The sequence below is a fragment of the Geomonas azotofigens genome (genome assembly GCF_018919395.1).
GTDB lineage: Bacteria > Desulfobacterota > Desulfuromonadia > Geobacterales > Geobacteraceae > Geomonas > Geomonas azotofigens.
Window position 1 is genome coordinate 1 of the sequence record NZ_JAHLME010000014.1, and the last position, 21,863, is coordinate 21,863.

Below are 21,863 nucleotides of genomic sequence, written 5' to 3' on the forward strand. Positions count from 1 at the left end.
AAGGGTAGCCTTACCATCGATCAGACTGGCGCATATATCTTCACGCCGGTCGCCAACTGGAACGGTGATGTTCCGCAGGTCACCTACACCGTAAATACCGGTTCGACCAGCACCCTGGACATCAAGGTCACTCCGGTTGACGACGGCATCACACTCACACCTGTTGGCGTGTCCGTTAACGAAGCGAACCTGGCGGACGGTTCGGCCCCTGCCGCCGCTGCTCTCACCCAGACCGGCTCGCTCTCCATCACCGCCCCGGACGGTGTCACTACTATCCACATCGGCAATACGGATATCTCTATCGGCGATCTGCACAGCCTGAGCAGTTCCGGCCCGATCTCCATCGATGGCATAACCTACGGTCACATGGAGGTTGTCGGTTACACCGACACGGCCACCGGCGGCACGCTCCAGTACAGCTTCACGCTGACTGACAACGTGCTCACCTCGCCCGCCAGCACGGAAAGCTACCTCGAGCAGGTTTCCGTCAGCGTCACCGATGGAGACGGTACCGTTGCCAACGCTAACCTCGGCATCACCATCGTGGACGATCATCCGGTCTTCACCATGATTGACCACGCCATCGTCGGCAACGAGAACAGCTCCACCGCCGGCGTGCTCTACGGTAACCACGACATCAACTTCGGCGCGGATTCGATTGGTTCGATCAACTTGGTCGGCGACTCCCTGAGCGGCAAGCTGAGCTACGAGTACACGACTCATGCTGACGGTTCGGTCACCGCGGCAGCCTATTCCAGCACGGACCACACGGCTGATACTCACTTCTTCGACCTGACCATCAACACCGATGGCACTTACGCCTTCAACATGGTCAACGCCAGGGCGACTTTTGCTTCAGGGAACATCAGCCTGCTCAACGTGAACGGTGGGGCTGCCACCAATAGCTTTGTTCTCAACGACGCAACCTTCAACGCGATCGACACCAACCACAACGGCTCGATTGGCAACGCAGAGCAGCTAAAGCCGACTGCTTCAGGATTTGGCGTTGGTAACGGCAACGTGGATCTCGGCGAACAGTTCAACGTCACATTCGCCCACGGCATTGCTGTCGACACCATTTCCCTATACGGTAAGGTTCAGGCCGCAGGATCATTGACTATGTCGTATGTGACTGACCATTTGAACGCCGACGGTACATATGACAGTGGTCTGGCGACGCTGGACAGCAATGGCACCTTGAAATTCGACCCGGCTCACGACTTCAATTCCATTACCTTCACAGTCACCAACGGCACCGGGAAACTTGACAGCTTCTCCTTCACCGAGCGGCTGATCCCCAACGACGAGACCCTGCACTTCCAGGTCTCGGCAACCGACGGCGACGGTGACCCGACCGGAACCCACAACCTGGATGTCACGCTGCTCGGTATCCACTCCGCTGGGACGGTGATAGCCGGTACTACAGGCAGCGACGTCATGATCGGTACCTCGGGACATGACATCTTCTCGACCGGCGCTGGCCATGACACCATCATGGCAACCCACGGGAACGACCACGTTACCGACTTTGATGTTAACAATGACACGCTCGATATCAGTAGCCTGGTCGCCAATGCCACCAATACCCCAGAACGTGGCGATGACGGAGCAGGGCACCTCAAGCTGACCATCTACGACAACGCACACACCGAGGTGGGTACTGTGACCTTTAACAACATCTCTTCCACCGACACAGCGTCGATCGACACACTTCTGGATCACGTCAAGACGAGCCATTGATTCTGCCTTGCAAAGAGTCAACGACCCGCTGCGGAAGTCTCTTCCGCAGCGGTTTTTTTTTAGTCCCGTCCGCAACTGCAGTGCACCGTCCGCAGGATTCCCTTGACACTCCCGCCGCAAAAAACTATAGCTATAACCTCCACTTCACCCAACCTTCTCCCGCCCGCACCGGGCACATCGGGGAAACATGTACTGGGAATCTTTCGGCTTCAAGGAAGCACCTTTCGCGCTTACTCCTAACCCCTCCTTCCTGTTCCTGAGCGCTCCGCACCAGGAGGCTTTCGCGCACCTGCTCTTCGCCATTGAGAACCGCGCCGGCTTCATCGAACTATCCGGCGAGGTGGGCACGGGCAAGACCACCATCGTGCGCACCCTTCTGAACCAACTCGACCCGGAAACCCACCGCACCGCGCTGATCTTCAACCCGATTCTCTCACCCCTTGGCTTCATGAAAGAGGTGAACGCCGAGTTCGGCCTTCCCACCGAGGGCAACGAGATCCGGGACCTGCACGCGGCCCTCAACGCCTACCTGCTCGAGGAGAACCGGGCCGGGCACACGGTGGTGCTGGTGATAGACGAGGCACAGAACCTCTCGGTGGAGGTGCTGGAGCACGTGCGGCTCATCTCCAACCTGGAGACCGAGAGCGACAAGCTGATCCAGATCGTGCTGGTCGGGCAGCCGGAGTTGAACGCGCTGCTGGCCCGGGACGAGTTGCGGCAGCTCGACCAGCGCATCACGGTGCGCTACCACCTGAAGCCGATGTGCTTCGAGGACACCTGCGCCTATATCCGGCACCGGATCCGGTTCGCCGCCGAAGGGAGGGAGCCGCTGACGTTCTCCCCCGGCGCCGCCAAGCGCATCTTCAAATTCTCCGGCGGACTGCCACGTCTCATCAACGGGGTCTGCGACCGCGCCTTGCTCCTCGCCTACACCCGCGACTGCAAGGAGGTCACCCCGGCCATGGCGTCGCTCGCCATTGCCGACCTGCGCAAGGAATCGCCGCGCCGGAAGCGGGCACTGCAGGTCCGGGCGCTGTCGGCGGCTCTGGTGCTCTGCGTCGTCATCATCGCCGGATTCTCGGTGGTGTCGTTCCATCTCCTGCCCGGGGAGAAGAAGGAGACGACAGGGGCGAAAGAGGGGAGAGAGACGCAGCCGTCGAAGCAGGCAGTCCAGGCTGCGCCGCCACTGACAGCCGATGCTGCGCGCCAGGCGATCGCGGCCCAACCCGAACAGGAAAACCTCTTCGCCGCGGTGAACGCGGTGCTGGATGCGTGGCGGGTACAGCGGGTGGAGCCGGTGCCGGGACAACCCGCCAACCTGCGCACCCTGGTCAGGCAGCGTGGCCTGATCGCCGCCAGGTTTACCGCCAACCTGGACCTCCTGGGACGGTTGGACGCCCCCGCGCTGCTCCACATCGCACTGCCGGGGGGCACGGAGCGGTTGGTGGCCCTGGTAGGGGTGGACAAGAACGACGTCGAGGTCGTCCCGCAGGTTTCCGGGCGCTCGAAGCTCTCCCGTGCCGAACTGGCGCAGGTTTGGACCGGCGGGACCACCATCCTCTGGAAGGATTTCCACGGCATCGCCTCGCGCACCAAGGGCGCGGAGAAGGCCGCCGCTACCAAGTCCCTGCAGGGGCTTCTGAAGCAGGTGGGGTGCTACGACGGCCCGGTGGACGGCAAACTGAACGAGGCCACCAAGGGGGCGCTCGCCGAATTCCAGCGCCGGGAGCAGTTGACGGCTGACGGGAAGGTGGGAGCGCAGACCCTGATGCTCCTGTATCGCCGGGCCGGCGGCTATTTTCCACCGGGGCTCGCGCGGGTGCAGGGCGCGGACAGCAAACAGACGGGACGGATGTGACATGAGCCTGATACTCGATGCCTTGAGAAAGATGGAGCAGGAGCGCAGGAGCAGGCGCGGTGCCGGTCAGGACCTGCGCCCCGAAGTGCTGCGCTACCGCCTGGCCGCCCAGCCCAACGAACCGCGCCGCTACCCGGTCGCCGTGATCGCGGGGGGCGTGCTTCTGTTGGCCGGCGTCGGCGCTGGTTTCCTGCTGAAGGGGCCGGCCCCGCAGTTGGCAGCGCAGCCCCCCGCCGCCGCTGTCCCCGCAGTACAACCCCCCGTCGCCGCGGCGCCGGTCACGCCGTCCGCAGCCCCGACCACCGTTGCGCCCCCAGTGGCGGCCGCCCCCGTCGCGCCGCCCCCGGCTCCAGCGATCCCGGTTGCACCCGCCGCACCGGTCGTCACAACTCATGCTCCGGCCGCAGTTCAGCCGGTTGCGCAGCCCTCACGCAAAGCCTCCCGTGCCGCCGCGCCCCAGCCCGCGCCGTCCGACGCGCCGCAGATCGCAGCCCAGGAGCCTGCCGCCTCCGCAGGCGGCGCCCAGGACATCACCATCTCCGGTATCGCCTACCAGGACGAGCGGCGCATGAGGCGGGCGGTCCTGAACGGGATGCTGGTCGGTGAGGGAGCCGAAGTCGGCGGCGCCCGCGTGCTCGAGATCAAGGAAACCAAGGTGAAGCTGTCGCGCGGCGGCCGCGTCTTCGAGGTCCCCTTCTCCTCCGGGCTGCAGTCCCGATAACCCCGACGACACCGGCCGAAGCCCTGGTAGCGTTCCGGCCTGCCATCCCTGTTCCCAATTCCCCAACGCACCACCGGGAGCCCCGATGAAAGAAAGATCAGCCTCAGAGCACCCGGTTGAAAGGATCGCCGGCTCGCTGGAGAGGGTTACCTTCCATAGCGAGGAGACGGGCTTTTGCGTGCTGCGGGTGAAGGTTGCCGGGCACCGCGAGCTGGTGACGGTGACCGGCAGCGCCGCCACGGTGACGCCGGGGGAGTTCCTCGAGTGCACCGGTTCCTGGCACAACGACCGCACCCACGGCATGCAGTTCAAGGCGGAGCATCTGAAGGTGGTCCCTCCGACCACGCTGGAGGGGATCGAGAAGTACCTCGGCTCCGGCATGGTGCACGGCATCGGCCACCACTTCGCCAAGGTGCTGGTGCAGGCCTTTCGCGAGGAAGTCTTCGACGTCATCGAGAACCGCCCGGAGCGGCTCCTGGAGCTCCCCGGCATCGGCCGCAAGCGCATGGAATCGGTGGCGAGCGCCTGGGTGGAGCAGAAGGCGATCCGCGAGATCATGGTCTTTTTGCAGAGTCACGGCCTGGGGACCGCGCGCGCGGTGCGCATCTACAAGTGCTACGGCAACGAGGCGATCTTCAAGGTCACCGAGAACCCGTACCGGCTCGCCCTCGACATCCAGGGGATCGGCTTCAAGACCGCCGACGCCCTGGCCGCCAACTTGGGCATCGCCCGCGACTCCCTGATCCGCGCCCAGGCCGGTGTCAGGCACGTGCTGCAGGAGCTCTCCGGGAGCGGCCACTGCGCGGCGGCCCGGGTCGACCTGGTGCAGAGCGCCGCCTCCCTTTTGGACATCCCCCCTGCCGTCATCGAAAGCGCCATCGACGCGGAGATCGCCGAGCAGAACCTGGTCGCCGAGCCCATCGCCGGGCGCCCCTGCCTGTTCCTCGCGCCGCTGCACCGGGCCGAGGTGGGCGTCGCCGCCAGCCTCGCGCGCCTCGCCATCGGAGCGCCCCCCTGGAGCGGTGTCGTCGCCGAAGAAGCCATCCCCTGGGCCGAGAGCCACAACAGCATCACCCTGTCCGATTCCCAGCGCGACGCCATCCGGCTCGCCTTAAAGAGCAAGGTGGTCGTGGTGACCGGCGGCCCCGGCGTCGGCAAGACCACGCTGGTGAACAGCATCCTCGCCATCATCCGGTCGCAGCAGCTCAAGGTGACCCTGTGCGCCCCCACCGGCAGGGCGGCCAAGCGCCTCACCGAATCGACCGGGATCGAGGCCAAGACCATCCACCGCCTGCTGGAATTCGACCCGCAGAGCTTCGGCTTCAAGCGCGACCGCGACAACCCGCTTCCCACCGACCTCCTGGTCATGGACGAGGCCTCCATGGTCGACTTGGTGCTGATGCACAAGCTCCTTCCCGCCGTACCGGACCACGCCGGGCTCATCATCGTGGGTGACGTGGACCAGCTCCCCTCGGTGGGCCCCGGCTGCGTCCTCGCCGACATCATCGATTCCGGCGCCGTCGCCACCGTGCGCCTGACCGAAATCTTCCGCCAGGCCGCCGGCTCCAGGATCATCGTCAACGCGCACCGCATCAACCGCGGAGAACTGCCGCTGCAGGACGAGGGGAAGGAGCTGGCCGACTTCTACTTCATCCCCGCCGCCACCGCCGAGGATATCCACGGCAAGCTGCTCCAGGTGATCACGGAGCGCATCCCGAAGCGCTTCGGCTTCGACCCGGTGCGCGACATCCAGGTGCTCACCCCCATGAACCGGGGGGGACTGGGCACCGCCTCGCTCAACGCCGAGCTGCAGGGGGTGCTAAACGGCAAGGCGGAACCGCGGATAACCCGCTTCGGCACCGGCTTTGCGCCGGGGGACAAGGTGATCCAGACGGTGAACAACTACGAGAAGGAAGTCTTCAACGGCGATATCGGCCGGATCGTGGCGGTGCGCCAGGAAGAGGGGACGCTCAGCGTCGACTTCGACGACCGGCTGGTAGAATATCAGTTCGGCGAACTGGACGAGGTGAGCCTCGCCTACGCCACCAGCATCCACAAGAGCCAGGGTTCCGAGTACACGGCGGTGGTGATCCCGCTGTCCATGCAGCACTACACCATGCTGGAGCGCAACCTGATCTACACCGCCGTGACCCGGGGCAAGAAGCTCGTCGTGGTGATCGGCGAGCCCAAGGCGCTGGCCATGGCGGTGCGCACCGACAAATCGCACCGCAGGATGACCGACCTGGCGCGCAGGATCTGCGCCGCGCCGGCGTGAGGTAAGTGACTAAGGAACGTTGAGGTCGAGAGGAGGAAGTGATGAAGACCATCGGCATGATCGGCGGGCTCGGCCCCGAGTCCACCGTCGACTACTACCAGCGCATCATCGAGGCGTTCCGCGTGCCGGGGAGCCTTGCCGCACCGGAGATGGTGATCTACAGCGTGAGCCTGCAGGAGGTGATGGACCTCGCCGCCAAGCGCGAGTGGAACCACCTCGTGTACCTCCTGGTGCAGAAGGTGAGGGCGCTGCACAAGGCGGGTGCCGACTTCGCCATCATCACCGCCAATACTCCGCACGTCGTCTTCGACGAGGTCCAGGCCAAGTCCCCCATCCCGCTGATCAGCATCGTCACGGCCACCTGCGACAAGGCGAAGGAACTGGGGGTGAAGAAGGTCGGGCTTTTGGGGACCAGGTTCACCATGGAGGAGAATTTCTTCGCGCCTCCCTTCGCGGCGGCCGGGATCTCAGTGGTGGTCCCCTCTGCCAGTGACCAGCACTACATCCACGAGAAGCTGATGACCGAGATCGAGCTGGGCATCATCAAGGACGACACGAGAAAAGGGTTGATCGACATCATCGCACGTTTGGTGCGCGACGAGCAGGTGGAGGCGATCATCCTCGGCTGTACCGAACTGCCGCTGATACTGAAAGACGGCGACTTCGACATCACCTTTCTCAATACCACGGCCATCCATGTCGAGAGTGTGGTGAGCTATTGCAGGACAGGGAGGACGTGGTAAAAGGAGCAGGGCTGAATTAAGCTTAGGAGGGAGTATGAAAAGGTTATTGATCCTGGCGCTGGTTCTCGTCGCCTCGACCTCGTTCGCGGGGGAGAAGAAAAAGACGGCCAAGGAGGCGCCAAGCTCGCAAACGCTGCAGGAGAAGTGGGACGCCGACGCCTCGCTCTTGAAGCTCGACTGCAGCGACAGCATGTGTGTCTACGGCGTCAAGGGCTCCGCGCAGATAGTCGATGCCGACAGCAACATCCGCTCGGCGTGGGTCGCCTTTCTCTACACGGATGCCGGGCGCAAGGCGCTCACCGGGCCGCTCAAGGGAAGCTACTACAGCAAGGAAAAGTGGAATATCAACTGCAATGAGGCGACCATGAACATTTCCTCGGTGCACTACTACGACGCCAAGGGGAGCCCGGTCAGTTCCTACGGCAACGACGAGCAGTGGAGCGACATCGTCCCCGGCAGCTTCGGTGAAACGGTCGCCGCCATCGTCTGCACCCTGGAGGACGACGGGGCCGAGGAGGAGACTCCCACCCGGGATGTGCCGGGAGAGTCGCCGCCCCAGGAAGGCACCCCCCTCTAAACGCCATGAGCCCCCTCGCCGGCATAGCCCGCGCCAAGGTGCTGCTCAGGGCGCTGCGCTCGCGTAACTACCGCCTCTTCGTGGCCGGGCAGAGCGTCTCCCTGGTCGGCACCTGGATGCAGCAGGTCGCCATGAGTTGGCTCGTCTACCGGCTGACCGACTCGGCGATGCTCCTGGGGGTGGTCGGCTTCACCAGCCAGGTCCCCACCTTCATCTTCGCGCCGGTGGCGGGTGTCTTCGCGGATCGCTGCAACCGGCGCCGCCTGCTCATGCTGACCCAGGCGCTGGCCATGGTCCAGGCGGCGCTCCTGGCCGCGGCGGTGATGCTCGGGGTGATCCAGGTCTGGCACATCGTGGTGCTCAGCCTGGTGCTCGGAGTGGTGAACGCCTTCGATATCCCGGTGCGCCAGTCCTTCGTGGTCGAGATGGTGACCGAGCGCGAGGATCTCGGCAACGCCATCGCGCTCAACTCCTCCATGGTCAATGCCGCCCGCCTGGTCGGCCCGACCGTCGCCGGCCTGCTGGTCGCAACCGTAGGCGAGGGGATATGCTTCCTGCTGAACAGCGCCAGCTACCTGGCCGTCCTCCTGGCCCTGGCCGCCATGCGCATCGAGCCGAGAGCGGGCAACCAAAAGCCCCGGCGCCACATCTACCACGAGCTTAAGGAAGGCTTTCTCTATGCCTTCGGCTTCGGGCCCATCCGAAGCATCCTGCTGCTGGTCGCCCTGATGAGTCTCACCGGAATGCCGTACACCGTGCTGGTCCCGGTTTTCGCAAAGGACATCCTGCATGGCGGCGCCCACACCTTCGGCTTCCTGATGACCGCCGCCGGATGCGGCGCCCTGGTGGGAACCATCTACCTCGCCTCCCGCGGCAGCGTCCTGGGGCTGGGCAAGGTGATTGTATTCTCCACCTGTCTCTTCTCCGTGGGGGTCGCCGTCTTCGCCATCTCGAGCAGCATGGCGCTCTCCCTCGCCGCGCTGGTCGTGGCGGGCTTCGGCGCCATGACCCTGGTCGCCTCCTGCAACACCATCCTGCAGACCATCCTGGAGGAGGACAAGCGGGGGAGGGTGATGAGCTTTTTCACCGTGGCCTTTATGGGGATGGCCCCCTTCGGCAGCCTGGGAGCCGGCGCCATGACCAAGGTGGTCGGACCACGGATAACCCTGGTCATCGGCGCCTGCTGCTGCCTTGCAGGAGCGTTCGTCTTTGCAAAGAACCTCCCCCGCATCAGGCAGATGGTCCGTCCCATCTACGCACGGATGGGGATCGTGAAAGAAGTCGCTCAAGGCATGGAAACCGCCGCCGAGCAGCCGCAGATGCCCAAGGAGAAGGAGTAACCTGCTGCGCAACTTGACGTTATAGTGTCAATATTGGTACTATACCTATGGCGAGTGTAGAGGATCTCATTGAAATACTTCGAAGCTCACCCGGAGCCGTGCGTTTCGCAGAACTGTGCAGAGTCTGTGAGCACTACTTCGGTGCACCCCGCAGGAGAGGGGGGAGCCACCATGTCTGCCAAAACACCTTGGGTCGGTGACCCGCGAGTGAACATACAGAACTCCAACGGGTATGCCAAGGTGTACCAAGTGAAACAGGTGCTGAAGGCGATCGAGCGTCTGGAGGTGGAACGTGGCACAACTGACCGATAAATACACTTACAGGATTACGTGGTCGGAGGACGACGGCGAGTTCGTGGGGTTGTGTGCCGAGTTCCCCAGCCTGAGCTGGTTAGCCAAGAGTCCTGAAGCGGCATTGAAAGGCATTCGCGAACTGGTCGGCGAGGTCATCGTCGATATGACCGGCGCCGGAGAGGCTATTCCCGAACCTATCGCGGCCAGGAACTTCAGCGGGAAATTCGTGGTGCGCGTCCCTCCCGAGGTGCACCGTCAACTGGCGATTCAGGCCGCCGAAGCGGGGGTGAGCCTGAACCGGCTTGCCAGCGCCAAACTCAGTCATTAATGGAAATATGATCGATTTTCTTACCGCAGGTCTTGTTCTTGGCTGCTCGGCGGGGTTCTCGCCGGGGCCGCTTTTGATGCTGGTCATCTCCGAGACGCTCACCCACGGCACCCGCTCCGGCGTCCGTGTCGCGCTCTCCCCCATCATCACCGATTTCCCCATCATCGCCGCGACGCTCTTGCTGTTGATGAACCTCTCCGGTTATCACGGCATTCTCGGCGCCCTGTCGCTGGCCGGCGGCCTCTTCGTCCTCTACACCGGCTACCACTCCCTGACGGCCCGGCCGGTGCACCTGGACCTCCCCAAGGAGCCGCCCAAGTCGCTCAGGAAGGGGGTGCTGACCAACTTCCTCAGTCCGCACCCCTACCTGTTCTGGATCACCGTGGGCGCGCCGCTTTTGACCCGCTCGCTCAAGGTCGGTCCCGCCGCCTTCGTCGCCTTCATCGGGAGCTTCTACCTCAGCCTCGTCGGCGCCAAGATCGTCCTCGCCGTCGCGGTGGGAAGGTCGCGGGCCTTCATGGGGAGCCGGGTTTACCTCTGGATCATGCGCCTTTTGGGCGCGCTGTTGACCTTCTTCGCGCTGCTCTTGTTCCGGGAGGGGCTGAAACTGCTGAGGATGTGGTAGGGGATCAGTAGTGGTAGCGGGCCTGGAGGAAATCGACCCGGTCGTCGCTGACCAGGTACACCAGCCGGTGCTCCTGGGTGAGACGCCGGGACCAGACGCCCGGAGAGAGGTACTTGAGGGGCTCGGGCTTGCCGATGCCCCGGAAGGGCTCCCGCAATACCGCCTCCACCAGTGACAGCGCCCGCAGCGCGGTCTTGCGGTCCACCTCCACCCAGTGGCGCAGGTCTTCGCGAAACTCCGGGTGGAACACCGCCTCGCGCAGCTTAGCCGCCAAGACCCAGCTCCGCGCGGAGCGCGTCGGCCGTTTCCGGCTCGCCCTCCCGCTTCAGGGCGCGCTCAAGCGCGGTCAGCAGCCGTTGCGCGTTTTTCGGCGAGCGCATCAGGTGCGCGGTCTCGACCAGGCTGGCCAGCTCGTCCGCCGCGATCATGGCGACGCTCTCACCGCTGCGGCGATCGATGATGACGATCTCGCGGTTCTTGGTCACTTCATCGCAAAGCCCGGCCAGGTTGGCCCGGGCATTGGTGTAGGTGGTCTTCAACATGTGCTCCCTCCCTGATGAGTTGTACAGGGATACCGTACAGTAGCGCCTTCTTTTTGGCAAGAGCCAAGAGGAAGACGCATCGCCCCTCAGGTGTTCTCTATTTCCACCACGTCGATTTGGAAGACGATATCTTCTCCGGCCAGGTGCGGGTTGCGGTCCAGGTTGATCCCCTTGTCCGTGGTGACGATGCTGAATTCGTCCGCGGTCCCCTGGTTCACCACCTCGCGCTGCATCTGCATCGCGCTGCCGCCGATGGGGGCAACCGAGTCGCGGGAGAAACGGGATACGGCGGATGGGTCGCGGCGTCCGTAGGCCTTGTCCGGCGGCACGGTTACCCGCTTGGATTCTCCCGCCGACATCCCCTCGAGCGCCTCCTCCAGGCCCCGCATCACCTTCCCCGCACCTACCGTGATCCGCAGCGGGTCTCCCCCGGCCGTCGATTCGACGACCTCCCCGTTTTTGCGCAGCGCCGTGTAATGCACCTGCACCGTGCTGCCGTACTTTACCGTTGGCATGTGCCACCTCCGTTGGTCTATTCTCCTTCCCTGCCGCCGCTTCTTTAGTCGTACCGCGAGAAATCGTCCACCTCGACGTGCTCCATCAGGCGCCCGAGATACCGGGATTTCAGCTGTTCGGCTGCCATGAGCCTCTTGACCGGCGGCAGCTTGAGGATCGCCCCCAGGATGGCCGCCATGGTGCGGTGGCTCAGGTAGGCCTGGTTGTCGAAGATGAGGTTTTGCAGCTTGCCGCGCTCGATCGCCATCAGCACCAGGCGGTGCGCGGTGTTCACCGGGGTCAGCACCCGCCGGGCGCGGCTGGTGAGCCGGATGGCGCCGGCGGGGCAGTTGCGCACGCAGACCCCGCATCCCAGGCAGAAGTCGGTGGCCGCCCGCGCCTTGGACGTGCCCGGAGGGGGAGGGTCAGGGAGGGGGGGGACTGCCTCTTCGGCTTCCATGGTGATCGCGCCCACGGGGCAGACGGCGGCACATTTGCCGCAGCCGGCGCAGCGGTGGGTGGCCGTCGTCTGCACGAAGTTGGTGCTGTACATGGCGTTGGGGATGGCCAGCCTGCGAGCGGCGATGAGCCCCTCGCAGCAGCAGCGGCAGCAGTTGCAGATGAAGTTGACCCGCTGCTGCACGTTGTCGGCACACTGCACCAGGTTCAGGTCGCGCGCCTGTTGCAAGAGGTCGAGCCCCTCGGCGCTCTCCACCCGGCGCGCCACGCCGCGCCGCAACAGCGATTGCGCCGCAAGGTTCAGGGTCAGGCAGATGTCCAGCGGCGCATCGCAGGCGCGCTCCACGTGCGCCATCTTCTGGCGGCAGTAGCAAAGCCCCACCGCGATGTGGCTGGCACTTTTGATCACCTCGCTGGCCCGCTCGTAGTCGAGCACCTGGCAGGCCTTCTCGTCGGCAATGGCCTCCTCGTTCACCAGCACCCGCCCAAGGGACGTCTCGCCGCCGGCGAAGAGGTCGCGGATGAAGGCGTCCTCGACGTTGATGTAGTGGAAAAAGAGGCGGGAGAGCTCCTTCTGGTCGAGGTCCGGGCGCAGCCGCATCAACGAGAACTCGAAGAAGCCCGCCATGGGAGGAGGGACGACGTAGACCATCCTGCCGTCGCGCTCGATGTCGAGCAGCAGCGAGCGCGAGGCGAGTTTCTCCAGCAGGGCGCGCGCATCCTCGATGGGGAGGTTCCAGACCCGGGCCGCCTTGGCCGCGGAAAACGGGCGCAGCGGCAACAGGCTCATGAGCGCCGCCTCCTGCTCACTGCACAGGAGGGAGAAGATCCTGAGCAGGAGATCCGAGTCGGGCGCCCCCTGCGGGAACAGGTTCACCCGCTTCATCAGGCGGTGATAGCCGTCGTTGGGTCGCTTTTCTGGCAAGGTTGGTCTCCTTTTATTAAAAGGACAATGTGCCAGTATAGCAGGGCGCCAATCGCCGGCAAGTTCCCCGAAACGTTCCGGCATCCTCAAGCCTTTCCGCCACTTTACCTTCGATATTCCTGATACTACTAATTAAAGATCTCCCCCACGGTACCGAAGAGAAAAAAAGCGACTGAGACGGCGCATGGCCCGCAGGCTCCAGCCGCTGTATCTGGTCCGCGTGCCGGTGAGGAGCGCTCTCTGACGATGAAGAAACTCAGCCTGACAACCAAGATGAGCCTCATGGTCTCCCTGCTGGTGGCGCTGGTGCTCTCCTTCATGACGCTGTGCGCGGCATGGTTCCTGGAGAAGCAGTACCAGGAGACCGTGTCGGAGCAGCAGTTCTCCATGGTCAGCTCCATGGCTGGAGAAATCGACAGCAAGATGCGCATGACCCAGCTCCAGCTCGAGGCCCTCGCCAAGAGTATCCCCCCCCGTCTCTTCACGAGCCAACAGCTGGCCCAGCGCTTCCTGGAACAGCGTCCCGAGGCCCTGGCCCTTTTCGACAGCGACATCTTCATCTTCGACGCCAAGGGGAAGCTCCTGGCGGTGAATCCGCTGGAAGAGCGGCTCATCGGCCGCGACTATTCCTTTCGCGACTACTACCGCGACGCCGCGCGCCTCAAAAAGCCCATCATCTCGGAGCCTTTCATCACTACCCTGCAGCACGGCCACCCCACCGTTGCCTTCATCGTCCCGGTGCTGGACCGCAAGGGGGAGCTGCTGGGGATGATCGGCGGCATGATCGACCTGTACAAGGACAACTACCTGGGCAAGATCGCCCACACCCGGGTAGGCAAAAACGGCTACTTGTACCTCTTCAACACGCGGCGCATCGTCATCACCCACCCGGACCAGGAGCGCATCCTGAAGCACACTCCTCCCCCCGGGGTGAACCCCCTGCTGGACCGGGCCGTGGCCGGCTACGAGGGGGCCGGCGAAACGGTCACCTCGCAGGGGTTACCGGCGGTGTCGGCCTTCAAGCGCCTGACGAGCACGGGGTGGATCCTCGCCTCCACCTTCCCCCTCACCGAGGCCTACGCGCCGGTGCGGGAGGCCAAGGTGCTCTTGGCAGCCGGCTTGGTCGCTGCCCTGGTCGCGAGCCTTCTGGTCTGCCTGCTGTTCATGAGGCGGCTCACGGCGCCGCTTTTGACCTTCATCCGCCACGTGGAGGGGATCAGCGATCAGGAGCAGGAACTGGAGCCGGTGGTGATCCACACCGGCGACGAGATCGGCACCCTGGCCGACGCCTTCAACCGGATGATCATCGAGTTGCGTCGGCAGAAGGAATCCGCGCGCAAGCTGCGCCTGGCGATCGACCAGGCGCCGGTGACGGTGATGGTCACCGACCGAGGCGGCCGCATCGAGTACGTCAATCCCCATTTCACCAAGGTGACCGGTTACAGCGCCGAGGAGGTGCTGGGGCAGAATCCCAGGATCATGAAGTCGGGATGGCACCCTCCCGAGTTCTACGCCGAGATGTGGCAGACGGTCCTCTCCGGCCAAAAATGGCGCGGCGAGATGCGCAACCGGCGCAAAAACGGCGACCTCTACTGGGAGAGCGCCTCGATTTCCTCGGTTACCGGCGAAAGCGGCGAGATCAGCAACTTCGTGGCGGTGAAGGAGGATATCACCGAGAGAAAGCGGGCCGAGGAAGCCCTGATCAGAAGCGACGAGCGGATCCGGCTCCTGCTGGAGTCGACCGCGGAGGCGATCTTCGGCATGGATCTCTTGGGCAACTGCACCTTCGCCAACCGCGCCTGCGCCACCTTGCTCGGCTACTCCGGGACCGACGCCCTGCTTGGCCAGAACATGCACCTGCTCATCCACCACACCACCGCCGACGGCTCTCCGAACCCGGTGCAGCAATGCCCGCTCTACCAGGTGCTGCGCGGGGAGCAGGGGGTGCACAGCGACGACCAGGTCTTCTGGCGCGCCGACGGCACCAGCTTCGCCGTCGAGTACTGGTCCTATCCCCAGCTGCGGGACGGGGAGCTGGTGGGGGGGGTAGTGACCTTCTTCGACATCACGGAGAGAAAGCGGGCGGAGGAGGAGCTGCGCCGCGCCACCGAGGCGGCCGAGGCGGCAACCCGCGCCAAGAGCGAATTTCTCGCCAACATGAGCCACGAGATCCGCACCCCCATGAACGCGGCGCTCGGCATGCTGTACCTGTTGCGGCAGACGGAGCTCTCCGAGCAGCAGAGGGATTACCTGGACAAGGCGCAGAGTGCCTCTGGGGTGCTGCTGCGGGTCATCAACGACATCCTCGACTTCTCCAAGATCGAGGCCGGGAAGATGGAACTCGAGCGCATCCCGTTCCGGCTGGAGCAGGTGCTCTCGGACCTGCGCGACGTGGTGGGGGCGATCCTTAGGGACAAGAAGATCGAATTCACCGTGGCCGGCGGCGGCGACGGTATCCCGGAGCTCCTGGTAGGGGACCCGCTCCGGCTGGGGCAGGTGCTCTTGAACCTCACCGGCAACGCCATCAAGTTCACCGAGAGTGGGAAGGTGGAGGTGGGGGTGGCGCTCGTGGCGCTGGAACAGGACTCCGCGACGCTGCGCTTCTCGGTCACGGACACCGGCATCGGCATGGAGGCCAGGCAGCGGGAGGCGCTCTTCACCCCCTTCACCCAGGCCGACACCTCCACCACGCGCCGCTACGGCGGTACCGGCCTGGGGCTCGCCATCTGCCGGGAGCTGGTGCAGCTCATGGAGGGGCAGATGTGGGTGGAGAGCGAGCCCGGGCACGGCAGCACCTTCAGCTTCGTGGCCCGCTTCGGCCTGCGGGAGCCGGTGCAGGGGGCGCCGCCCGAGCCGGCCGCCGGGGGAGAGCCGCCCCAGGAAGTGGCGGGGATGCGCGTCCTCCTGGTGGAGGATAACCCAATCAACCAGGAGGTGGCCCGGGTCATCCTGGAGCAGGGGGGGGTGACGGTCGATCTGGCGCGCAACGGCGCCGAGGCCCTCGCCATGGTGCACGCCCCGGAAGCGGCCTACCACGCCGTGCTCATGGACGTGCACATGCCGGTGATGGACGGACTGGAGGCGACCCGGCGCATGCGGCTCGATCCCGCGTTGGAGCGGCTTCCCATCATCGCCATGACCGCCAGCGCGCTCCCCGGCGAGCGACTGCTCTGCCGCGAGGCGGGCATGAACGACCAGGTGGACAAGCCGATCAACGTGCCGGGTCTGTTCGCCACCCTGAGGCGCTGGGTCGGTGCCGTGCCGCTCGAAGCGGAGCCGCCGGAGCGGCGCGGCGAGGGGAGCGGAGAGGGGAGCGGAGAGGACGGGCTTCCCGACCATTTGCCCGGGCTGGACCTGGGACGGGCCAAGACCAGGATCCAGGACGGCGCCTTTCTGAAGAGGCTGCTGGTCTCCTTCCGCAGGGAGAACGAGGACGTGGTGCGCAGGGTCGCGGCGGCCGCCGCCGCGGGCGACCTGAAGGAGGCCCGGCGCGTGATCCACACGGTGAAGGGGAGCGCGGGGAACCTGGGCGCCATCTGGCTCGGGAGCGCGGCCGCCTCGCTCGAGCTGGCCCTGCAGGGGAACGACGCGAGCCAGGTGCACGACACCCTCGAGCGTTTCGCGCAGAAGCTCGAGGAGGTGCTTGGTTCGATCAGGGAGTTGGACGGGGAGCCGGGCGACGCGGTGCGGGAGGCGGGCGCCGGGCCGGTGCGGATCGAGGGCGAGGATCCCGACCAGGTGGCGGCCCTGGCGCGCACCCTGACCCGCCTGCTGGCGAGCCAGAACATGGGCGCCTTGGCGGTGTGGGAGGAGATGCGCCCGCTGCTGGCCGGGGAGTTGCCGGAGCGGTTGGACGTCACGCTGCAGGCGCTTGATTTTGGGGATGCCGGGGCGATATTGCGGGAAATCATGGAACACCTGGAGCTAAGGACATGAGCGTCGAGGGGCCGGAAGAAGCTGCAAGAAGCAGGATCCTGATCGTGGACGACACGACCGCCAACATCGAGATCCTGTACAAGATCCTCAAGGGGGAGTTCGACGTCCTCTTCGCCAAGAGCGGCGCGGACGGCATCCGCATGGTGCGGGAGCACATCCCCGACCTGGTGCTTTTGGACATCATGATGCCGGACATGGACGGCTACGAGGTGTGCCGGGTCCTGAAACGGGACCAGGTGACGGCACACATACCGGTGGTCTTCGTGACGGCGATGGGCAACGACGAGGACGAGACCAGGGGGCTGGAGCTGGGGGCGATCGACTACCTCACCAAGCCGATCACCCCCGCCATAGTGCTGGCGCGGGTGCGCAACCACCTGGAGCTCAAGCGCCGGGGGGACCTGCTGGAGCAGCTGAGCACGGAACTGGCGCGCAAGAACCGCGAGCTCGAGGTGCTGGTGCGCGAGGACGGGCTGACCGGGGTGTCCAACCGGCGCCACTTCGACGAGGCGCTGCGCTCGGAGATCCAGCGCGCCGCGCGCAACGGGCGCAACCTGGCACTCATCATGTGCGACATCGACCACTTCAAGAAATTCAACGACCTCTACGGCCACTTCGCCGGGGACAGGTGCCTGCAACTGGTGGGGGAGCTGCTCAGGAAGAGTTTCAAGCGCGCCGGGGAGGTGGTGGCGCGCTACGGCGGCGAGGAGTTCGCCGTCATCCTGCCTGACACCAGCGGAGAGCTGGCGGGGCATCTGGCCGAGCGGCTCAGGCTGGAACTCCTGGCCCAGGCCCTGCCCCACGCCCACTCCGAGTTCGGCATGGTCACCATGAGCCTCGGCGTGGCGGGAGTGCAGGTGACGCGGGAGTACGACCAGGAATGGTTCATCGTCGCCGCCGACGAGGCCCTCTATCGCTCCAAGGCGGAGGGGAGGAACCGGGTCACCCTCTTCGATCAGTAGTCCACCCCAGGCTGCGGCTCGATTTCCTTGCGGTAGGCGTGCTTCACTTCCACGACCTCGCTCACGGTGTCGGCGAGCTCCACCACCATGGGGTGCGCGTCGCGGCCGGTGAGCACGAGATGCATGAGCGGCGGCTTGTGCGCCAGGATCTCCAGCACCTGTTCCAGGTCGACCAGCTGCAGCTGCAGCGCGTTGTTGATCTCGTCAAGGATCACCATGTCGAAGGCGCCGGAATCGATCTTCTCCAGGGAGAGACGCACCGCGTCCTGCGCGTTGGCCCGGTGCTCGCTCTTCGGGTAGGGGTTGCCGAGGATGCCGCAGAACCCCTTGCCGGTGGTATGCAGCTCCACCAGTCCCCCCAATAGTTTCACCCCGTCCCATTCCCCCGCGTACAGGTCTCCCTTCATGAACTGGATGATGCAGACCTTCATGCCGTGCCCGCAGGCGCGCAGCGCCATACCGAGAGCCGAGGTGGTCTTCCCCTTGCCGTGACCGGTGATCACCACGGTCAGGCCCTGCTTCACGTTCGGTTCCAGCTTGTGTATCCGCAGCGGCGGGCTTCCCTGATTTTTCATGATACGGCCTCCCCTGATTTTCTTATTATAGCTCCGGGGAAGGGGGAAAGATCAATGACAGCAGCTCTTGCCCAAGACCTTCCACAAGCCCGCCACACCCATGAGCGCGATGGCGACGCCGGCGGCGCGCAGCATCGCGTTTCTCAGCGCGCCGGAGACCGCGCTCGACGCGGTCCCGAAGCCGAGCATGACGGGAACGGTGCCCAGCCCCATGGCGGCCATGGTGGCCGCGCCGGTGACGGGGCTCCCGGTCCCCGCCGCCACCAGCAGGGGCGCGTAGACCAGCCCGCAGGGGAGTAGCCCCAGCACCAGCCCCAGCGGCAAGGAGGCGAGGGGGGAGGGGGCGGCGAGGGCGCGGCGCACCGGGGTGGTGAGAAAGCGCGCGCCGGTCCCTTCCAGGGTGGAGAGGTTGAGGACGCTCAGCCCCAGCGCCGAGGAGAGCCCCACCATGATCACCATGACGTTCGCCCCTACCATGAACCAGCGAAAGACCGTCTTCATGGCCATCAGGTTGAGCGACGAGCCGATCAGCCCGGCCAGCGCGCCCAGGAGCGTGTAGGTGACGATGCGCCCGGTGTTGTAGAAGAGCTGGGACTTGAGCCTCGCCGCCAGCGCCCCCTCCTTGTCCTTCAGGGAGATGGCGGCCACGATGCCGCCGCACATCCCGATGCAGTGGAAGCTGCCGGCCAGGCCGGCCACGAACGCCAACCAGATCTGTAGCATAACGGTCTCCGGTAGTAGGGGAGGAGGGGCGACTGACTCCGAAGGTGCCAGTCCCCTTAGGTGTTATCGGTGCGGTAGTGCCCTTGCCGCCGCCTGCGGAGGCTCGTTGTGGCGCTGCGACCGGGTGAGTTCGTGTCCCTCGGCAGCGGGGACGGGCGGGGTGGGGACAGCATCGGCGCGCGGGGGGGGGCGGTGGCTCGTCGTCGTCCAGCATCCGGTGCTTGGGGCGCTCCAGGTCGCTGAATTCACCCTTTTGCACCCCCCACAGGAAGAAGAGCCAGCAGCCGCAGCCCAGGAAGAAGGATAGACCGATCAGTGCGAAAAGGGAGCTATTCATCCGGAGTCCTCATGAGCCTCAACGAGTTGCCGACCACGCAGACGGAACTGAGCGCCATGGCGGCCGCGGCGTAGATCGGGGTCAGGCGCCCGGTCATGGCGAGCGGGATGCCGATCAGGTTGTAGAGAAAGGCCCAGACGAGGTTCTGGCGCACCACGGCCATGGTGCGCCGCGCCATCCGGTGCGCGAGCGACAGGCGCTCCAGGTCGGGCTTGGCGAGGACCAGGTCCGAGGTTTCCAGGGCGATGTCGGTCCCTCCGGACACGGCGCAGCCGACGTCGGCGGCGGACAGGGCCGGGGCGTCGTTGATGCCGTCGCCGACCATGAGCACGATGGCTCCACCGGCCTGCAGCTTCTCTATCTCCCTGGTCTTGTCCGCCGGCGAGAGCGACCCCATGCCCCTGGCCACCCCGGCGCCCTTGGCCACCTTGTCGGTGCATTCCTGGCGGTCTCCGCTTAGAAGCAGGGTGTCCAGCCCCTTGCGCCGGAAATAGGAGACCACGCCGGGCGCGTCGTCGCGCATGCGGTCCTTGAAGGTCAGGGTGCCGAGGTAGCGCCCCTTCCGGGCCACGCCGACCAGCATCCCCCCCTCCGGCGATTCCAGCTCGGCCGGAATCCCCGAGACTCCCAGGCGTTCCAGGAAGGAAACGCTCCCCAGGGCCACCGTCTCGGTCGCCACCCGGCCGGTGACCCCCGCGCCGGCGAGCGTCACCAACTCGTAGCCGGTGGGGTACTCGATGTCGTGCCGGGCGGCGTAGTCGCGCACCGCCTTGGCGATTGGATGCAGGGAACCTGACTCCACCGCGGCGGCCAACGCCAGCACCTGGCGCGGCGTCATCCCCTCCGCGGCGGTGATGTCCACCAGCATGGGGGCGCCACGGGTGAGGGTGCCGGTCTTGTCGAAGACCGCGATGCTGACGCGGCTCAACCGCTCCAGCACGTCGCCCCCCTTGAAGATAACGCCCTGCCCCGCGGCGGCGCCGGTGCCGGCCAGGATCGCGGTCGGGGTGGCGAGCCCCAGCGCGCAGGGGCAGGCGATCACCAGCACGGCGAGCGCCACCATGAGGCTCGCCCCGAGCGATCGGCCGAGGCTGTAATGCCAGCAGAAGGTCGCCACGGAGAGGGTGAGCACGGCGGGGACGAAGTAGGCGCTGACCCGGTCGGCGACGGCCTGGATCGGGGCGCGCCGGCTCTGGGCCTCCTCGACCAGTTGCGCCACCCGGGCGATGAAACTCTCCCCGGTCTTTCTGAGGCAGCGCACCCGCAGCGCGCCGGAGAGGTTGGAACTCCCGGCGATGACCTGGTCTCCCGCCTTTTTCACCTGCGGCAGCGGCTCGCCGGTGGCCGCCGATTCGTCGACGTCGCTCATCCCTTCCAGCACCGTCCCGTCCACCGGAAAGCGTTCCCCCGGCGCCACCAGGATCAGGTCCCCGGGGGTCAGTTCGGAGGGCTCCACCGTCTCCAGCTGTTCCCCCACGAAGCGCCGGGCCTGCCCCGAACAGAGTTCCAAAAGCCTGCCGATACCGCTTGAGGCCCGCCTCTTGGCGCCGTTTTCCAGGAGCCTCCCGGCGAGGATCAGCGTGACGATCATCGCGGCGGTCTCGTAGTAGACCTCGCCGCCGGTAAAGGTCGCGTAGACGCTGTAGCCGTAGGAGGAGAGGGTGCCGATGGCGATCAAAAGCTCCATGTTGGGAGCGCCGTTCAAGACACCGCGCCAGGCCCCGGCGAGAAAGGGCCAGCCGCAGTAGAAGACTACGGGGGTGGTGACCAGAAGCGAGAAGAGCTGCAGGTACGCCTTCATCTGCGGCTCCATCCCCTGGAAGTAGCCGGCGTAGAGGGCGAAGGCGTAGGCCATGAGCTGCATGGTGAGGAAGAAGGCGGTGCCGAAGCGGACCAGGAGGTCCTTCTGCACCCGCTGTCCCGCCTCGCGCGCGGCGTCCTCGGTGTAGGGGCGCGGCACGTAGCCGACCTGGTCGATGCGGTTGAAAATGGCAGCGGGGGTGATCCTTTCCGGGTCGAAGCGGACCCGGGCCCGGCCGGTGGCGTAGTTGACCCGCGCGTCGAGGACGCCCGGGATGGCGCCGATGATCTTTTCGTTGAGCCAGACGCAGGAGGCGCAGCGGATGCCGTCGATGATGATGTCGATGACGCTCCCCTCGGCCCCCGGGTAGACGAAGCGGGACAGGTAGCCGTCCCGGTATTCCCCCTTGAAGGCCTGGGGGACGAGCCCGGTTTCCTGCCAGTCGCGCCGGCGGTAGTAGTCGGCCAGCCCCGACCCGCTGATCAGCAGGTAGGCGCCGTGGCAGCCGTGGCAGCAAAAGGAGAGCACCGAGTCCGGCGTGCGCTCCTCGACCAGCATGCCCGGCGGGATTTCGCCGCCGCAATGAAAACAGGGTGCCAGCACGCCT

18 protein-coding genes and 1 pseudogene are annotated in these 21,863 nt (G+C 65.5%); 11 read left to right on the forward strand and 8 right to left on the reverse strand.

Annotated features, from left to right (window positions below):
- From KOL99_RS21175 to KOL99_RS21215, 9 genes are all read left to right on the forward strand, one after another.
- A partial coding sequence (locus KOL99_RS21175; RefSeq protein WP_216512448.1) for a hypothetical protein occupies positions 1-1,740 on the forward strand: 1,740 nt, incomplete at its 5' end.
- Positions 1,741-1,927: 187 nt separating this feature from the next.
- Entirely contained in the window at positions 1,928-3,598 is a 1,671-nt protein-coding gene (locus tag KOL99_RS21180; RefSeq protein WP_216512449.1) for an AAA family ATPase, read from the forward strand.
- A 1-nt stretch (position 3,599) separates the two neighbouring features.
- Positions 3,600-4,319, forward strand: coding sequence for a general secretion pathway protein GspB (locus tag KOL99_RS21185; RefSeq protein ID WP_216512450.1), 720 nt, complete (start codon positions 3,600-3,602; stop codon positions 4,317-4,319).
- Between the two features lie 85 nt (positions 4,320-4,404).
- Positions 4,405-6,594, forward strand: coding sequence for an SF1B family DNA helicase RecD2 (gene recD2, locus KOL99_RS21190; RefSeq protein WP_216512451.1), 2,190 nt, complete (start codon positions 4,405-4,407; stop codon positions 6,592-6,594).
- Positions 6,595-6,635: 41 nt separating this feature from the next.
- The gene (locus KOL99_RS21195; protein ID WP_216512452.1) at positions 6,636-7,337 is read left to right on the forward strand and encodes an aspartate/glutamate racemase family protein; all 702 of its coding nucleotides are present in this window, start codon (positions 6,636-6,638) and stop codon (positions 7,335-7,337) included.
- Positions 7,338-7,371: 34 nt separating this feature from the next.
- Positions 7,372-7,914 carry a surface-adhesin E family protein gene (locus KOL99_RS21200; RefSeq protein ID WP_216512453.1) on the forward strand — a complete coding sequence of 181 codons (543 nt, stop codon included), beginning with the start codon at positions 7,372-7,374 and terminating at the stop codon, positions 7,912-7,914.
- A gap of 5 nt (positions 7,915-7,919) precedes the next feature.
- Complete coding sequence (locus KOL99_RS21205; RefSeq protein ID WP_216512454.1) at positions 7,920-9,254, forward strand: MFS transporter; 1,335 nt, start codon at positions 7,920-7,922, stop codon at positions 9,252-9,254.
- A gap of 292 nt (positions 9,255-9,546) precedes the next feature.
- Positions 9,547-9,876, forward strand: coding sequence for a type II toxin-antitoxin system HicB family antitoxin (locus KOL99_RS21210; protein ID WP_216512455.1), 330 nt, complete (start codon positions 9,547-9,549; stop codon positions 9,874-9,876).
- A gap of 7 nt (positions 9,877-9,883) precedes the next feature.
- Entirely contained in the window at positions 9,884-10,501 is a 618-nt protein-coding gene (locus KOL99_RS21215; protein ID WP_216512456.1) for a LysE family translocator, read from the forward strand.
- A gap of 4 nt (positions 10,502-10,505) precedes the next feature.
- On the opposite strand, the gene KOL99_RS21220 is transcribed toward KOL99_RS21215, so the two are convergent.
- The 4 genes from KOL99_RS21220 to KOL99_RS21235 all read right to left on the reverse strand — a co-directional run bounded on the left by KOL99_RS21220 (position 10,506) and on the right by KOL99_RS21235 (position 12,922).
- Positions 10,506-10,775 (reverse strand): Txe/YoeB family addiction module toxin, encoded by a 270-nt coding sequence (locus KOL99_RS21220; protein ID WP_216512457.1) that lies wholly within the window; start codon positions 10,773-10,775, stop codon positions 10,506-10,508.
- A complete protein-coding gene (locus KOL99_RS21225) occupies positions 10,765-11,043 on the reverse strand; it encodes a type II toxin-antitoxin system Phd/YefM family antitoxin (RefSeq protein WP_216512458.1) in 279 nt (92 codons plus the stop codon). Before KOL99_RS21225 ends, KOL99_RS21220 begins: the two co-directional genes overlap by 11 nt.
- 86 nt (positions 11,044-11,129) lie before the next feature.
- Positions 11,130-11,558 carry an FKBP-type peptidyl-prolyl cis-trans isomerase gene (locus KOL99_RS21230; RefSeq protein ID WP_216512459.1) on the reverse strand — a complete coding sequence of 143 codons (429 nt, stop codon included), beginning with the start codon at positions 11,556-11,558 and terminating at the stop codon, positions 11,130-11,132.
- A 44-nt stretch (positions 11,559-11,602) separates the two neighbouring features.
- Complete coding sequence (locus KOL99_RS21235; protein ID WP_236026550.1) at positions 11,603-12,922, reverse strand: 4Fe-4S dicluster domain-containing protein; 1,320 nt, start codon at positions 12,920-12,922, stop codon at positions 11,603-11,605.
- Positions 12,923-13,168: 246 nt separating this feature from the next.
- Between KOL99_RS21235 and KOL99_RS21240 the strand changes: the two genes are divergently transcribed.
- Both KOL99_RS21240 and KOL99_RS21245 read left to right on the forward strand, forming a co-directional pair.
- Positions 13,169-16,858 carry a PAS domain S-box protein gene (locus KOL99_RS21240; RefSeq protein WP_216512461.1) on the forward strand — a complete coding sequence of 1,230 codons (3,690 nt, stop codon included), beginning with the start codon at positions 13,169-13,171 and terminating at the stop codon, positions 16,856-16,858.
- Positions 16,855-17,820, forward strand: coding sequence for a diguanylate cyclase (locus KOL99_RS21245; protein WP_216512462.1), 966 nt, complete (start codon positions 16,855-16,857; stop codon positions 17,818-17,820). The genes KOL99_RS21240 and KOL99_RS21245 overlap by 4 nt, the downstream gene beginning before the upstream one ends.
- On the opposite strand, the gene KOL99_RS21250 is transcribed toward KOL99_RS21245, so the two are convergent.
- From KOL99_RS21250 to KOL99_RS21265, 4 genes and pseudogenes are all read right to left on the reverse strand, one after another.
- Entirely contained in the window at positions 17,814-18,395 is a 582-nt protein-coding gene (locus KOL99_RS21250) for a cob(I)yrinic acid a,c-diamide adenosyltransferase (RefSeq protein WP_216512463.1), read from the reverse strand. The genes KOL99_RS21245 and KOL99_RS21250 overlap by 7 nt on opposite strands.
- 51 nt (positions 18,396-18,446) lie before the next feature.
- Positions 18,447-19,118, reverse strand: coding sequence for a sulfite exporter TauE/SafE family protein (locus KOL99_RS21255; protein ID WP_216512464.1), 672 nt, complete (start codon positions 19,116-19,118; stop codon positions 18,447-18,449).
- Between the two features lie 205 nt (positions 19,119-19,323).
- Positions 19,324-19,455 (reverse strand): annotated as a pseudogene (ccoS, locus tag KOL99_RS21880) (cbb3-type cytochrome oxidase assembly protein CcoS); the annotation flags it as partial.
- Positions 19,448-21,859, reverse strand: coding sequence for a heavy metal translocating P-type ATPase (locus KOL99_RS21265; protein ID WP_328760926.1), 2,412 nt, complete (start codon positions 21,857-21,859; stop codon positions 19,448-19,450). The gene KOL99_RS21265 and the pseudogene ccoS, both read right to left, overlap by 8 nt.
- Between the last annotated feature and the right edge of the window lie 4 nt (positions 21,860-21,863).

What these genes read in the sequence shown, in the direction of transcription:
- KOL99_RS21180 (WP_216512449.1), top strand. Translation starts at nt 1,928, where the DNA reads ATGTACTGGGAATCTTTCGGCTTCAAGGAAGCACCTTTCGCGCTTACT.
- KOL99_RS21185 (WP_216512450.1), top strand. Translation starts at nt 3,600, where the DNA reads ATGAGCCTGATACTCGATGCCTTGAGAAAGATGGAGCAGGAGCGCAGG.
- recD2 (WP_216512451.1), top strand. Translation starts at nt 4,405, where the DNA reads ATGAAAGAAAGATCAGCCTCAGAGCACCCGGTTGAAAGGATCGCCGGC.
- KOL99_RS21195 (WP_216512452.1), top strand. Translation starts at nt 6,636, where the DNA reads ATGAAGACCATCGGCATGATCGGCGGGCTCGGCCCCGAGTCCACCGTC.
- KOL99_RS21200 (WP_216512453.1), top strand. Translation starts at nt 7,372, where the DNA reads ATGAAAAGGTTATTGATCCTGGCGCTGGTTCTCGTCGCCTCGACCTCG.
- KOL99_RS21205 (WP_216512454.1), top strand. Translation starts at nt 7,920, where the DNA reads ATGAGCCCCCTCGCCGGCATAGCCCGCGCCAAGGTGCTGCTCAGGGCG.
- KOL99_RS21215 (WP_216512456.1), top strand. Translation starts at nt 9,884, where the DNA reads ATGATCGATTTTCTTACCGCAGGTCTTGTTCTTGGCTGCTCGGCGGGG.
- KOL99_RS21225 (WP_216512458.1), bottom strand. Translation starts at nt 11,043, where the DNA reads ATGTTGAAGACCACCTACACCAATGCCCGGGCCAACCTGGCCGGGCTT.
- KOL99_RS21230 (WP_216512459.1), bottom strand. Translation starts at nt 11,558, where the DNA reads ATGCCAACGGTAAAGTACGGCAGCACGGTGCAGGTGCATTACACGGCG.
- KOL99_RS21240 (WP_216512461.1), top strand. Translation starts at nt 13,169, where the DNA reads ATGAAGAAACTCAGCCTGACAACCAAGATGAGCCTCATGGTCTCCCTG.
- KOL99_RS21245 (WP_216512462.1), top strand. Translation starts at nt 16,855, where the DNA reads ATGAGCGTCGAGGGGCCGGAAGAAGCTGCAAGAAGCAGGATCCTGATC.
- KOL99_RS21250 (WP_216512463.1), bottom strand. Translation starts at nt 18,395, where the DNA reads ATGAAAAATCAGGGAAGCCCGCCGCTGCGGATACACAAGCTGGAACCG.
- KOL99_RS21255 (WP_216512464.1), bottom strand. Translation starts at nt 19,118, where the DNA reads ATGCTACAGATCTGGTTGGCGTTCGTGGCCGGCCTGGCCGGCAGCTTC.